This window comes from Paremcibacter congregatus (assembly GCF_006385135.1).
GTDB lineage: Bacteria > Pseudomonadota > Alphaproteobacteria > Sphingomonadales > Emcibacteraceae > Paremcibacter > Paremcibacter congregatus.
This window is the reverse complement of record NZ_CP041025.1, coordinates 1,314,409-1,328,542: the sequence shown is the minus strand read 5'-3', so window position 1 is coordinate 1,328,542 and position 14,134 is coordinate 1,314,409. Positions and strand designations below refer to the sequence as shown.

The window sequence follows — 14,134 nt, the reverse complement described above, 5'->3', positions numbered from 1 at the left end:
TTGGCCAAAAAGGATCACAATCAGTATACCTCCACTGTAACATGTTTACTGATATGTGTTCCGGGCAGTATATATTGAATAAAGTTGAATAAAGAAAATGTATACTGAATAAAAAAGACCGGACATTCCGACATAGAAACTTGTGTATACTATGCTTAATTTATCGCTGAACAGTCGCCTTCATATTCTCATCGGAATGCTTGTTACGAGTATTACCGCCATCGCCGCTATCACAACCTTACAATATGTCCAAAACGATAAACTCGCCGAACTTGAGCTTCGCGCCCAGCGTACGGTCGATTTACAAGCCAATGCACTGGTACGCCCGCGCTGGGAATTGGATAAAGCCGCTGAAAGAGCCCTGCTGAACGCCTTGAAAACCGATGAGGATCTCCTGTATGCCGCACTTGAAACGGGCGACGCCAATCATTCGATAGCAGTCGGAGAAAAACCGGCACCGTCTTCTGATGTGATTAATGTAAGCCGTAAAATTGTTCATACCGTTGGCGAGAAAGAAATCCCCCTCGGCACATTGTCTCTGGTTTTCTCCAAAGCCTCGCTTAATGAATTCCGAACCACAATGATCATTAGTGGCATCATCGCCACCATTGCCTTCGTCAGCATTACACTTGGGGGAATTTTCATTGCCCTGCGCCTGTTTGCACGTCCCCTGAAAGAACTCACTGAATCAATTATGCAGTTGGCCAACGGCGACCATACCGTGAACGTTCCGTCGCTTGAGCGGGATGATGAAATCGGCAAAGTCGCCGCCGCGGTACAGACGTTCAAGAAATACGCCATTGACAATATTAATCTGCAAAAAGAAGCTCTGGGCGAACGAACCCAAAAGGAAGAAGAAGCCCGCCGCGCCATGGTCGCCCATCAGGCCAGTAAAGAAAAATCCCGGTTTCTGTCCAATATGAGCCATGAACTCCGCACCCCCCTGAATGCTATTCTGGGATTCAGCCAGTTACTTGAATCAAGCAAAAGAGAAAAATTATCAGACCGGCAGAGAAAACACCTCGGGCATATCACCAAAGGGGGAAACCATCTTCTCAACCTGATCAATGACATTCTTGATTTGTCAAAAATCGAGGCCGGTAAAATGGTTATGTCCCTCGAAACCATAAACAGCCGAAGCCTGATCAATGACTGCCTGACCTTCGCCAAGCCCATAGCACATAAGAAAAAAATCAAGATACAAGACCGCAGCCCCACCAATCTGCCAGCGCTGCACGCCGATCACCTGCGGGCAAAACAGGTTATTCTCAATTTATTTTCAAACGCCATAAAATATAACCATGAGAACGGCCTCATCTGGGTTGAGACAGAACGGGTTAAGGACAATATGCTGAGAATAAGCATTAGCGATTCAGGCTATGGCATTCCCAAAAACAAGCAAGTCGACCTGTTTCAGCCGTTTCAACGCCTGGGGGCTGAAACCACTGATATTGAAGGCAGCGGCATCGGGCTTGTTCTCACAAAAAGAATGGTTGAAGGCATGGGTGGCGCCATCGGTTTTGAAAGCACCGAAAACAAGGGGAGCACCTTCTGGATTGATCTGCCGCTGGCCACCATAGACGAAGACAAGGATGAACCTTCCCCCATTGACGCAGAAGAGACGGAAAATGCCCTTCCCGACCAGTCACATCTGATGCTCTATGTCGAGGACAATCCTTCCAATCTGGCTCTGATGGAAGGCATCGTCGACGAAATTCCAAACCTTACCCTGGTTTCCGCCCATTCTGCCGAACTGGGGCTGGTTTTGGCGGAAGAACTGAAGCCTGATATCATTATACTTGATATCAACTTGCCGGGAATGGATGGATTTGAAGCCGTAAAACGTCTGAGACAGGCCGAAGGCACAAAAAAACTACCTGTGATCGCCCTGAGCGCCAACGCCATGCCACAGGATATTCGCAGAGGGGAGAATTCGGACTTTAACGACTATCTGACAAAACCCATCAATCTGCCGAAACTGATCCACACGCTGCAAGCAGCTCTCGGGGACCAGGCCCAGATGGAAACGCCATAATGCCCAGCCTACATTATGGACAGCGCCGCGAAATATACTCCCGCCAGAACTAATGTTTCCACAAGAATAAGAAATATCGGCCGCCAGCCCAGTGAGAACATCACCTTCAGGGATGTTTTCATGCCCACTGCTGTAATGGCCATGACCAGAAGCCACTTGCTGCTGTTCTGCAACAGGCCCGAAACCTGATCCGGGATAAGGTGCAGGGAATTACCCCCGACCAACACCAAAAAGCCGATCAGAAAAAAAGGAAAGATAAAACGACGGGGTGCGGCATCTTCCCCGCTCCGCTTGCTAAACCCTAATGCAAATAAAAACAATACCGGCACCAACATAAAAACCCGGATCAGTTTGATAATAATCGCCTGATCCCCGGCCTCTTCCGATATGCTGTAGCCCGCGCCGACCACTTGCGAAACATCATGAATGGTGCCGCCGATCAACATTCCGGCCTCATAATCCGCAAACCCCAGAAACCCGATGATAACCGGATAGAACACCATCGACATGGTGCCCATGGCGGTCACGCCGACCACGGCGATCAGCGTATTTTTCTCCAGGGTTTTCGATGGTGGCATCACCGCCGAAAGCGCCAAAGCCGCAGAAGCGCCACAAATTGCTGTCGCTCCGCCAATCAACAGCCCCTGTTCCCGGTCAAGCCTCAGCAGCCGCGCCAAAATCACCCCTGTGACAATAATGCCCCCCGTCGCCAGCACCACCAGGCTCAAGGTGCCAAATCCAAGTGCCGTGAAGTCGGAAAGCATGATCCGCGCCCCGATCAAAGCCACCCCGACACGCAATATAGTTTGCGACGTGAAATGCACGCCACGTCGCGTCGGGCCTTCCTGAGACATAAAGTGAAACACCATACCGAGCAAAAGACACAGCAACATCACAGGCGCCTCATAATGCTGCGAAATAAACGTCGCCGCCAAGGCGACTGCGCCACAAACCAACACCCCGGGGGTCACCGCCTTGATCTTATCGGCCCATGGCTCCACATCACGCCCTGTGTACGGCTGTACCCCCTCAATGGAGTCCAGATACTCATATTTACTTAATTCATCTGCTGGGTTACTCATAACGCCCTGATTTCTATTCATTTAGGCCTGTTCATCCAGATATGTCATACGTGACCGGGATCATACAAACGAGAGAATGATCCGCCACAGGCCCGGCATATATCTTGCCTGATTATAATTTTTGCTACCTTAACATAGTCTTGTTCATCGACCAGAGAAGAATGCAGCCCAATGCGGAGAAAGAATTTAATCCGCCCTTCACCCAAAACATGTTATACGTCATACTTAATGTATACGCCGTGCTGCTCGCCCCACGACAAACCAAACCATTGATTGACTTTCGTCCCGGCGGGTGATACCTACCGCCCCTGCACGCGGCCCGTAAGTATTGGGGCCCCTATCACTGTTGAAAGTTAAGACCATGCCTAAATTTGCGGAACTAGACCTGCGCGATCCGATCCTTCGGGCCGTCAAGGAAAGCGGCTATGAAGATATGACGCCGATTCAAAGTCAGGCCATTCCAAAAGTTCTGGGTGGTCAGGATCTGATCGCCGTGGCCCAGACCGGGACCGGTAAGACCGCTGCCTTTTCCCTGCCCATCATTCAGATGTTGCTGAAAGGCGAAGGTCAACGCGATCACCGCACCGCCCGTTCCCTGATCCTGGCGCCAACCCGCGAACTCGCGGTTCAAATCGCCGAGAACATTAAGGCCTACACCACGCATCTGCATCTACGCACGACCATGGTATATGGCGGCGCGTCCTCCAAACCACAAATCAAGGCGATGCTCCCCGGCGTTGATATCCTGATCGCGACCCCGGGTCGTCTGCTGGATCTGGTGAACCAGAAACATATTAACCTGGGTCAGGTCGAATATCTCGTGCTTGATGAAGCCGACCGGATGCTGGACATGGGCTTTATCCGCGATATTGAAAAAATCATTCGTTATCTGCCGCAAAAACGCCAAAACCTGTTGTTCTCCGCCACCATGCCGAAAGCCGTGGAAAAACTCGCCAACAATATTTGTGATCGCCCGGCCCGCATTGAAGTGGCTCCGGCTTCGACAACGGCGGAAAAGGTCGAACAACATGTATTGATGGTGCCCAAGGCCCGCAAGCGCAACCTGCTGGCCCATATGCTGAAAGATGAGGCCCTGAAACGGGTGATTGTCTTCACCCGCACCAAACACGGCGCCAACCGGGTCGCAACTCATCTGGAAAAACTCGGGATCACATCCAGCGCCATTCACGGCAACAAATCCCAGAACGCCCGGCAGAAATCGCTGAACGATTTTCGGTCCGGCGGCATTCGCGCCCTGGTGGCCACCGATGTGGCGGCGCGGGGCATAGATGTCGACGGCATCACCCATGTGATCAACTATGACCTGCCGAACGAGCCGGAAAGCTATGTTCACCGCATTGGCCGGACCGCCCGCGCCGGCGCCACCGGCATTTCCTTTTCCTTCTGTGATCATGAAGAACGGGAATATCTGCGGGATATCGAGAAGATTATCCGCAAAAAAGTGCCGCTTTATGTGGAGCATCCTTATCACTTTGAAGGCGTCGAAGACATGCCGGTTGTTCCCGGTCATACCGATGAAGACAATAACGGTCGTCCCGGCGCCCCACGTCGGCGCAATAACTCTGGCAAGCACAAGCCGAACCGGCGCATCAACCAGCCCAAGGCCCACAGTGACAAGCCCGGCGGCAGTCGGCCTAATAAAATGACCCCCAAGCCCAAGGGCGCACGCCCTGATGGCGCAAAAGCCAAAGCCGGGCGTCCTGCCAATCGCCGCGCCCGTCCGGCCCGCGGCTAAAACCGCGGCTCAATGCTCATGCCGCGCCATTACAGGAAATTTCCGAGCAACGAATGATATCTGGCTTTTTCGTGCAGATTATTATGTCCGGTGCCTTTGATGGTCTCTACCATCACCTGCGCCGTCGGGAAGGCTCTTATCAGATGGCTGGAATATTTAGCCGGGATCATCAGGTCATGTTCGGCCAAGATCACCAATGTCGCGGCGGTCACTTTCCGGACTTGCGCCAGAGAATTAAATTTATCCTTCAGAATAAGCCACATGGGGAAAATCGGATAACTGTCCTGAGCGATATGCTCGACACTGTCATAAGGGGTGATCAGGACAAGCTTCGCAATGGGCTTCATAGACGCCAGATAAGTCGCCACGCCCGTCCCGAGGCTTCGCCCAATCACTGACAGGCTTTCATGCCGCGGGGCGACACGGTCATATATATCCGCCGCATCTGAATAGAGCGCATGTTCAGAAGGGGCGCCACTGCTGCCGCCATAGCCACGATAATTGACAAAGTAAATCGTATGATGAGGGAAAGTTTTAGTGAAATCCGGACCGTTTTTCACCACCGGTTCCCCCACCCCGCCGAAATATAGGATGGCATCAGACTTTCCCCGGTTCAGAGTAACAATATTCAGGATCTCGCCATCTATCGCCATCTTTTCAGTATAGTAGGGATGATTTTCTTCCGCCGTAGGGAAATAAATAAGATCGCGCTGGAAAGTGAATAAATAGGCCCCGATAATGATATAGGACACCGCCATACTTCTGATTACAATCCAAAAAAATCTCATTTACTCTACCCTTCTCATCACCCCTCAACAATATTTTACCATAAGAAGACGCCTGGTTCTGCCGCTCCGAATGAACCGGTATGATCGGGAACTTCTCACGAACCATTATAATTTAGAAACAACTAATGTTCCGTGAAGAAATGTGGCTAACAAAAGATGAAGATAAGAGATTGAAGCGGCGGCGCAGCGTATTCTGGCCTGCCCCGCCGATACTTGAGAGCAGATTAATGTTTCGTAACGAAGGATATAGAAGTGCAAAACAGTGACAAAAAAATGGCTCAGAAGCCTAAACCCGCGCCAGCGCCTGTTCCAGATCGGCGAGAATATCGGTGGCATTCTCCAGCCCGGCGGAAATGCGCACCAGACCTTCGGTAATGCCATATTTAGCGCGTTCTTCCGGCTCGTAAGGTGAATGGGTCATGGAGGCCGGATGCTCGATCAGGGTTTCCGCATCCCCGAGACTGACCGCGATCTTGCAGAGATCCAGGCTATTGAGGAACTTCAATCCTGCATCATGGCCACCGGTCAGTTCAAACGCCACCATGCCGCCAAACCGGGCCATCTGGGCCTTGGCGAGTTCATGCTGCTCGAAAGAAGGCAGGCCGGGAAAATACACTTTTTCCACTTTGCTGCTGGCCTCGAACATGGCAGCGATCTTTTCCGCATTATCGCAATGACGTTCCATGCGCAGTTCCAGAGTTTTCAGCCCCCGGGAGATCAGAAACGCGTTCATCGGTGACAACACCGCGCCGGTCATATCCTTCAGACCCACATAGCGGATCTGCTCCATATCCTCGGCGCTGGACAGGATCACGCCCGCCATCAGGTCGCCATGCCCACCAAGATATTTGGTGGCGCTATGCACGACGATATCGGCGCCGAGTGTGATGGGATTCTGCAAATAAGGCGTCATATAGGTATTATCCACCACCACGCGGGCGTCCACCGAATGGGCGATCTCGGAGACCGCTTTGATGTCCACGATGCGCATATTGGGGTTGGCCGGGGTCTCGAAATACACGATCTTGGTTTTGGCGGAGATTTCCTGCGCCAGATTTTCCGGATCACGCATGTCCACATGCCGCACCGTGATGCCGAATTTTTCCAGGCCATGACGGAAATAGGCAAAGGTACAACCATACAAGGTTTCATCGACCAGGATTTCATCCCCGGGGGCAACGAAGGACCAGAAGACAGAAGTAATCGCCCCCATGCCGGACGCCACCGTCAGACAGGCTTCCGCTCCTTCCAGGTCGGCGAGCTTGTTTTCCAGTTCCGTGAGGGTCGGATTTCCCAGACGGCTATAGATATAGCCCCCCTCTTCTCCGGCAAAGCGTGCACCGCCCTGCTCGGCGGTTTCAAATTCGAAAGTCGACGTCATATAAATGGGAGAAGTCAGCGCTCCGTGCGGGTCTTTGTGATCCCGACCGGCATGGATGGCGCGGGTGGCGAAACCTCTTTTTTTCGGATCAAGTGATGACATGACGTACCTCGTAATTTACTGTAATATAATGAACTTACGCAGGATACCATGACGGGGAACAAATTATGCTATATATCAGTATATAGGAAATATAAGGTGGTATTTATGCAAATTAAGGAAACAGATTGAAACTTTATGCTCAAATTCAATAAAGATTTTTCTCCCGAATATGGCGAAGTCACCCAGATTTCACCGCTCATCCGGCGACTCGTCGCCCCCAATCCCTCCCCCTTCACCTTTCATGGCACCGGCACCTATATTATCGGCACCGACAACGTCGCCATTATTGATCCTGGGCCGGAAATCGCCTCGCATCTGCACGCCCTGGAAACCTTTCTGGAAGACCGGACATTAAGCCATATTCTCATTACCCATAACCATATGGACCACTCGCCGGCCGCCGCCCCCCTGAAACAGGTTACCGGGGCGGAAGTTTACGCCTTTGATGTCACCGGGCAGGCCAAAATTGAAAGCCACGCAGAAGAAGGCCGTGACCGTCATTTCAAACCCGATCATATTGTTAAGGATGGTGATATGCTGTCGGGTCCGGACTGGACCATCGACGTGATCCATACCCCTGGCCATTTGTCGAACCATGTCTGTTTTGCCCTGCGGGAGGAAAAGGCCCTGTTCAGCGGCGATCATGTGATGGGCTGGTCAACCTCGGTTGTATCGCAACCCGATGGCGACATGCAGGCCTATCTCACGAGTCTGGAGAAATTGCTGCCACGTGACGATGTGATCTATTACCCCACCCACGGCGCCCCCATTCATCAGCCGCAGGCCTTTGTCCAGGGTCTGATTGACCACCGTCACGCCCGGGAATCACAAATCCTCGCCATCCTTGACACCAGCCCCCACACCATCGCGGAAATGGTCGAGATCATATACTGCGATGTCCCGAGCTACCTGCACCCCGCAGCAGCAAGTTCTATATTCTCCCATCTGATCCACATGGTTGATACCGGCCGGGTGATCTGCAAAGGTCCGATCACCCGGGACAGCCTGTTTTATCGCCCTCAAACCGCCGCGTGATAATAAGTAAGAAAAAAATCCCGGCAGAGGATCAGCATCCTGAAACCCCACTCGCCCATGACCTGAATAACTAATCTGCATTACACCATTTTTTTAATTTTCGTTCTTGATTTGTTCAAACCTTCTCCTTTATAGTGCTCCCCCGGTCCCAGGGGTAGACTTTTACCTTGGTTCTCCGTCTGGTATTGGGTAAATTTAATACATTAATAAAGGTCAAGTAGCCGGCGCTTTTTTCGCAGAACAAGCTATAGATATTCAGGGACCAAAAATGAAACTCACCCGCCAAAGTCTCAACAACCCGGCCGCCGTCGCCATTGTCGCCGCCGTAATGATGGTGCTCGGCTTTGTGTCCATGATTAACATGCCGGCACAACTGCTGCCCAATATCCAGAAGCCCGTGATCACCGTCATTAATGCCTGGCCCGGCGCCTCACCTGCAGAAATAGAATCCGAGATCACCGTGCCCGTCGAGGAGGTCTTGCAAGGCACCCCCGGCATGACCGAAATGGTGTCCTGGAGTCTGGGCAATTTTGGCTTTATGCAGCTCGAGTTTGCCCTGGAGACCGACATGACCCGGGCATTGATCGAGGTGATCAGCCGCCTGAACCGGCTGCGCCCCCTGCCCGCCAATGCGGAAAAGCCGCAGATCATGGTTGGCGAATGGGGCGACGCCAATGACACATTGATCGAATATTATGTCCAGATGTTGCCCGGTTATGAAGACCGGATGCTGGAAAATTCGAAATACATGCGCGACGTGGTGGTGCCGGAACTGCAATCTCTCTACGGTGTATCCCGCATTGAATTTGACGATTCCTTTAGCGGCGATGGCCAGCAACTCCAGATTATTTTTGACCCTTACCGCGCTGCGGAACTGGGAATTGATATCGCCCGGGTGCCCGCCCGGATCGGACGCTCCGCCGACCTGTCCAGCGGTTTTGTCGATGTGGGGCGGCGGCAATATTCCGTACGCTTTGAAGGCCGCTATGATGCCGATGAACTCGCCGGTCTGATTTTGGAATGGCGTGATGGCCTGCCGATCAAACTGGGTGACGTCGCCCGGGTCGAAGTCGGCCCGGGTCGTCTGGACGGCTTTATCTATCAAAATGGCAAGCCCAGTTTCCGCATGGCCATTTCCAAAACCAATGACGCCAACGTCCTTGAAGCCCTGGACGGTGTAAAACAAAAGATTGAAGAACTCAATAACTCCACCCTGAAGGATCGGGGAATGAAGGCGCAATATTCTTTTGACCCCGGCCTTTATATCAACCGGTCGATTAACCTGCTCGGCAGCAATCTGGTGATCGGGATGATTTTGGCGGTGGGCGTACTCTGGGCCTTCCTGCGTCAATGGCGCGCGACCTTTCTGATCTCTCTGGCGATCCCCACGTCGCTGCTCGCCACCTTCGTCATCCTCAGCCTGACAGGCCGCACGCTGAATGTGATCTCGCTCGCCGGGCTTGCTTTCGCTTCAGGGATGGTGCTGGATGCGGCGATTGTCGTGCTGGAAAATATTATTCGCCTGAGAGAGCGCGGAGAAAGTGCCGCGGAGGCCAGTGACAAGGGGGCAACCCAGGTCTGGGGCGCGTTGCTGGCGTCCACAGCAACCACCGTCGCCATCTTCATTCCCATCATGTTCCTCGAAGACGCCGAAGGCCAGATGTTCGCCGACCTGGCCATGACCATCGCCATCAGCGTCAGCGTCTCCCTTCTGGTGGCGGTAACCGTTTTGCCGACGGCCGCCCGTTACTGGATGAAAACCCTGCCCGAAGTCGAAAAAGATGAAACCTTCTGGGACCATCTGGCCGATCGCCTCATGACGTTGACCAACAGCAGGAAAAAGCAGGCCGGCTGGGTGTTCGGTCTGGTGTTTTTCTCGCTCGCAACCACGTTCCTCCTGTGGCCGCAAAGTAACTATCTCCCCGCCGTGGAACGGGATACGGTTGACAGTTTTCTCTTTTTCCCGCCCGGCACCAATGTGGACACCGCCAACAAAGAAATTGCCCAGGTGATTGATCAGCGCATTCAGCCATACCTCTTCGGGGAAAAGCAACCGAAGGTGCGGGAATATTTCTTCTGGTCCTTCCCCGGCATGTCCGGCGGCTGGCTGGCGCTCAACGGCGAAGACGGGGCTGACTTGGAAAAACTGCAAGCCTTGGTGCAGAGCGAGATCATCGCCAATATCCCTGACCTGTTCGGCTTTACCATGCGCCGCAGCCTGTTTGGTGGTTTTGACAGCGCCAACAGCGTCGAACTGCGCATGACCTCCCGCAACCTCTCCGCCGTCAAGGAAGCCGCCATGCAGGGCATGGGCATTGTCATGGGCAGCATTCCCGGCGCCACCGCCAACCCGCAGCCCGACCCTTTTGCCGACGCCAGTGAGCTGAAATTTGAACCCAATGACGTGCGTCTGGCCGAAGTGGGCTGGACACGTCAGGACCTGTCTATGGTGGTGATGGAATTGGGACAAGGCGCGTGGCTCGGGGAATATTTCAACGGTCAGGATCGGCTCGACATCTACCTGAAATCGGAAACCTTCCAGACACCGGAAGAGATGATTGATCTGCCTGTACAGACACCGAAAGGGGGGCTGGTGCCGCTCGGGGAACTGGCGACTATCAGTAAGGTTTTGGCCCCCAGCGCCATCGTGCATTTTGACCGTATCCGCGCCTATAGCCTTTCCGTCAATCCGCCGCCCGGCATGTCCCTGGAAGAATTGATTAGGCAGCTTGAACAGAAGGTTGAACCGCAATTGCGCGCCCTTCTCCCCGCCGATGCCGCCATCAGTTATGCCGGAAGCGCCAAGGACCTGCAACGGGCGTTGATCACTCTCGGCGGCAATGCGCTTATGGCGCTAGGTCTGTTGATCCTGATCATGGCGGGTCTGTTTCGCTCTCTGAAAGCGGCCCTGCTGGTGGTAATTTCCATCCCCTTGGCCAGTGTTGGGGGTGTGCTCGCCATCACGCTGCTGAACAAGATCAAATTCCAGCCGCTCGACCTCCTTGGTATGATCGGTTTCATCATCCTGCTCGGACTGGTGGTCAATAACGCCATCCTGCTGGTGGCTCAAACCCGTACTGCCGAAAGCCGTGGCATGACCCGCCCGGAGGCCGTGCGTCAGGCTCTGCGCCTGCGCCTGCGCCCGATCTTCATGAGCACGCTGACCAGCCTGTTCGGCATGCTGCCTTTGCTGCTTGTACCGGGCTCCGGCAGCGAGATTTATCGCGGCATGGCGGCGGCGATTGTCGGGGGCATGAGCGTCTCGACAATCTTTACCCTGATCCTGCTGCCCAGTCTGTTGCAACTAACTCATCGAAAGCGACCTACACCCGCACAACCAGAAATACAACAAACAAATCTCAAGCCCGCCGAATGATGGTGCTTGACAAGGAACACGGAAGAAACACCCCTCCCATGCATCAATTAAAGAGCAAAATAGCGGCCCACCTATTGAGCCTCGCCGCCGTATCAAGTCTGTTTATGTCTCCCGCAGCCGCCTATCAGGCGCCGCCGCAAATGCCGCCAGCGCATGTGGAAGTCATCACGGCCGCTGAGCATTTAATGGCACCACAAATGGACGTCACCGGAACCGTGGTGAGCCTGCAGGATTCCCGCATTTCTGTTGAGGTGGAGGGCCCGCTGCAGTGGATCGCCGAAGTGGGGACAGCTGTTGAAAAAGGCGATATCATCGCCCGTATGGATAACAGGCTCCTGGCCCTTGCCCTGCGTCAGGCAAAGGCCAACCTGAAACGGTTACAAGCCGATATGGTGTTCCGCAATCAGGAAGTAAAGCGTTTCGAAGACCTGTCGGCCCGTAACAATGCCTCCAAGGCCCGACTGGAAGAAACCATCGCCCAACGGGAAATGCTGCATCATGAAATTCAGAATGCCCAAGCCCTGGTGGAACGGGCCCGCGGCGATGTGGAACGCGCCAATATTCGCGCCCCTTTCCCCGGCCATGTGGTCACCCGCCTCGCCAATATCGGGGAATATCTGATTGTCGGGGAAGAAGTTATTCGTCTGGTCAACACCCGCAATCTGGAAATCAGCCTGCCCGCCCCGATCAGCATCACGCCCTACCTTCATAGCGGCGACAAAATTTCCGTTCTGGATGACCGGGGCATCCATCAGTTGCCGATTAAACGCATCGTGCCGGTCGGTGACATGGTGTCCCGCATGGTACAGGTTCTACTCGCCCCCGGTGAAGAACCGTGGATCGTTGGCACCCCCGTCAAGGTCAGCCTGCCCAAAGGCACGCCGAAACGGGCGGTTGCCGTGCCCCGCGACGCCTTGATCTACAAGGCCGGCTCGGTCTATGTCTACAAAGTTGGCCCGGATATGAGTGCTGAACAGGTCAAAGTCGAAATTGACGCCGCAGTCGGCCTGCTGGTCTCCCTGAAAAAAGGGCTACAGGCCGGGGACAAGGTGATCATTCGCGGCGGGGAACGTCTGCAACCAGGGCAAAAGGTGGTGATTAAATCCGGCACCTGACCGACTCTGACGCGAGGTGGCATAAGTATATATCTTTACCTTTTGTACTTGATATGTTCTTGTTGTTGAGTTTATACTGTCGGCCCTTCAGCCAGCAGAGACTCCAAGATGTTAAAAGCGTCCTCCACCTTGCGGTGGATTTATATTGACCTGAACAGCTATTTTGCCAGTGTGGAACAACATCTCAATCCGCATCTGCGGGGACGTCCTGTGGCGGTGGTACCGACCATGAATACGGACAGCACCTGCGCCATTGCCGCCAGTTACGAGGCCAAGGCGCTTGGCATCAAAACCGGCACCATGATCTATCAGGCCCGGCGCCTCTGCCCTGATCTTCACGTCGTGCCGGCGCGCCATGATCGATATGTCGAGTATCACCATCTGATCATGGCGGAAATCGAACATCATATTCCCTTGACCAAAATCTGCTCTATCGACGAAGTCGCCTGCCGGTTACAGGGAAGTACACAAGACAAGACACAGGCCATTGCCCTCGCCCACCGCATCAAACAGGGGATATCAGATAATGTCGGGATCTGTTTACGCAGTTCCATCGGCATCGCCCCCAATCGTTTCCTCGCCAAGGTCGCCAGCAATTTGCACAAACCCGATGGTTTGACCGTGATCGAATCCCATGAATTGCCGGATCGGCTGGTCCACCTGAACCTGCGTGATTTGCCCGGCATTGGCCGGCGCATGGAAAGGCGGCTCAGCGATGCGGGCATCACCAGCCTGAAGGCGTTCTGGGACCTGGACCCGCGCCACGCCCGAAAGCTCTGGCACAGTGTCGAAGGCGAACGCTTCTGGTATGCTTTACGCGGTGTCGAAATCGCTGATCCTCCCGAAAATCAACGTCAGACCGTCGGCCACAGCCATGTGTTATCCCCCGCCATGCGTCCCCGTGCGAAAGCCCGTAATGTTGCCCGGCGTCTAACGGTCAAGGCCGCCACCCGCATGCGCCGCCTGGGTTTTCACGCCACATTTTACAATCTTTATGTGCGCTATGATGTCAAGCGGTCTCCCCATCAGAAGCCCGGACCTGACCGTTGGCAAGGCTATGTCAAATTGCCCCCGACCCAGAATAACTTCACTCTTCTCACCAATCTGAATAGCTTGTGGAACGCCATACCCGATAGCCGCGAAAGTCAACGCATCCTGCAAGTTTCCGTGGCCCTGTATGGCCTTATCCATCAAAATGATATCATGCCCGACATGTTTCAGGCCTTGAATGACCCTCTGTCCCGGGAACATAAAAAGCATGACCGTTTGTCCAAAGCCATGGATAGTGTCAATAAACGATTTGGCTTTGATACCATCGTCGTCGGCAGCCTGCCGGAGCCGATGGCCCGCTTCACTGGCAGTAAAATCGCCTTCACCCGTATTCCGCAAAAAGACGAATTCCATGAATGACACAAAAATTTCACACCCCAAAGACAGCAATTACCTTGCCAACCTTGACACCAC

9 protein-coding genes are annotated in these 14,134 nt (G+C 53.7%); 6 read left to right on the top strand and 3 right to left on the bottom strand.

The genetic code is table 11. From position 1 onward, the window contains the following. The first annotated feature begins 151 nt into the window (after positions 1 to 151). The gene (locus FIV45_RS05900; RefSeq protein WP_099471460.1) at positions 152 to 2,035 is read left to right on the top strand and encodes an ATP-binding protein; all 1,884 of its coding nucleotides are present in this window, start codon (positions 152 to 154) and stop codon (positions 2,033 to 2,035) included. An 8-nt stretch (positions 2,036 to 2,043) separates the two neighbouring features. On the opposite strand, the gene FIV45_RS05895 is transcribed toward FIV45_RS05900, so the two are convergent. Beyond that, complete coding sequence (locus tag FIV45_RS05895) at positions 2,044 to 3,117, bottom strand: YeiH family protein (RefSeq protein WP_165776914.1); 1,074 nt, start codon at positions 3,115 to 3,117, stop codon at positions 2,044 to 2,046. A 361-nt stretch (positions 3,118 to 3,478) separates the two neighbouring features. Here FIV45_RS05895 and FIV45_RS05890 point away from each other — a divergent pair, with 361 nt between their 5' ends. Beyond that, positions 3,479 to 4,873 (top strand): DEAD/DEAH box helicase, encoded by a 1,395-nt coding sequence (locus FIV45_RS05890; protein WP_099471458.1) that lies wholly within the window; start codon positions 3,479 to 3,481, stop codon positions 4,871 to 4,873. A 29-nt stretch (positions 4,874 to 4,902) separates the two neighbouring features. On the opposite strand, the gene FIV45_RS05885 is transcribed toward FIV45_RS05890, so the two are convergent. Both FIV45_RS05885 and megL read right to left on the bottom strand, forming a co-directional pair. Beyond that, entirely contained in the window at positions 4,903 to 5,661 is a 759-nt protein-coding gene (locus tag FIV45_RS05885) for an alpha/beta hydrolase (protein WP_099471457.1), read from the bottom strand. 286 nt (positions 5,662 to 5,947) lie between these two features. Further along, positions 5,948 to 7,144, bottom strand: coding sequence for a methionine gamma-lyase (megL, locus tag FIV45_RS05880; protein WP_099471456.1), 1,197 nt, complete (start codon positions 7,142 to 7,144; stop codon positions 5,948 to 5,950). Between the two features lie 135 nt (positions 7,145 to 7,279). Here megL and FIV45_RS05875 point away from each other — a divergent pair, with 135 nt between their 5' ends. The 4 genes from FIV45_RS05875 to FIV45_RS05860 all read left to right on the top strand — a co-directional run bounded on the left by FIV45_RS05875 (position 7,280) and on the right by FIV45_RS05860 (position 14,080). After that, positions 7,280 to 8,179 (top strand): MBL fold metallo-hydrolase, encoded by a 900-nt coding sequence (locus FIV45_RS05875; RefSeq protein WP_099471455.1) that lies wholly within the window; start codon positions 7,280 to 7,282, stop codon positions 8,177 to 8,179. Between the two features lie 268 nt (positions 8,180 to 8,447). After that, positions 8,448 to 11,555 carry an efflux RND transporter permease subunit gene (locus tag FIV45_RS05870; protein ID WP_099471454.1) on the top strand — a complete coding sequence of 1,036 codons (3,108 nt, stop codon included), beginning with the start codon at positions 8,448 to 8,450 and terminating at the stop codon, positions 11,553 to 11,555. Between the two features lie 38 nt (positions 11,556 to 11,593). After that, positions 11,594 to 12,670 carry an efflux RND transporter periplasmic adaptor subunit gene (locus FIV45_RS05865; protein ID WP_165776913.1) on the top strand — a complete coding sequence of 359 codons (1,077 nt, stop codon included), beginning with the start codon at positions 11,594 to 11,596 and terminating at the stop codon, positions 12,668 to 12,670. Positions 12,671 to 12,778: 108 nt separating this feature from the next. Next, positions 12,779 to 14,080, top strand: coding sequence for a Y-family DNA polymerase (locus FIV45_RS05860; RefSeq protein WP_099471452.1), 1,302 nt, complete (start codon positions 12,779 to 12,781; stop codon positions 14,078 to 14,080). Positions 14,081 to 14,134: the final 54 nt, after the last annotated feature.

Bases quoted from the DNA above. Each gene is read 5' to 3' on its own strand.
- FIV45_RS05900 (WP_099471460.1), top strand. From the start codon at position 152: ATGCTTAATTTATCGCTGAACAGTCGCCTTCATATTCTCATCGGAATG.
- FIV45_RS05895 (WP_165776914.1), bottom strand. From the start codon at position 3,117: ATGAGTAACCCAGCAGATGAATTAAGTAAATATGAGTATCTGGACTCC.
- FIV45_RS05890 (WP_099471458.1), top strand. From the start codon at position 3,479: ATGCCTAAATTTGCGGAACTAGACCTGCGCGATCCGATCCTTCGGGCC.
- FIV45_RS05885 (WP_099471457.1), bottom strand. From the start codon at position 5,661: ATGAGATTTTTTTGGATTGTAATCAGAAGTATGGCGGTGTCCTATATC.
- megL (WP_099471456.1), bottom strand. From the start codon at position 7,144: ATGTCATCACTTGATCCGAAAAAAAGAGGTTTCGCCACCCGCGCCATC.
- FIV45_RS05875 (WP_099471455.1), top strand. From the start codon at position 7,280: ATGCTCAAATTCAATAAAGATTTTTCTCCCGAATATGGCGAAGTCACC.
- FIV45_RS05870 (WP_099471454.1), top strand. From the start codon at position 8,448: ATGAAACTCACCCGCCAAAGTCTCAACAACCCGGCCGCCGTCGCCATT.
- FIV45_RS05865 (WP_165776913.1), top strand. From the start codon at position 11,594: ATGCATCAATTAAAGAGCAAAATAGCGGCCCACCTATTGAGCCTCGCC.
- FIV45_RS05860 (WP_099471452.1), top strand. From the start codon at position 12,779: ATGTTAAAAGCGTCCTCCACCTTGCGGTGGATTTATATTGACCTGAAC.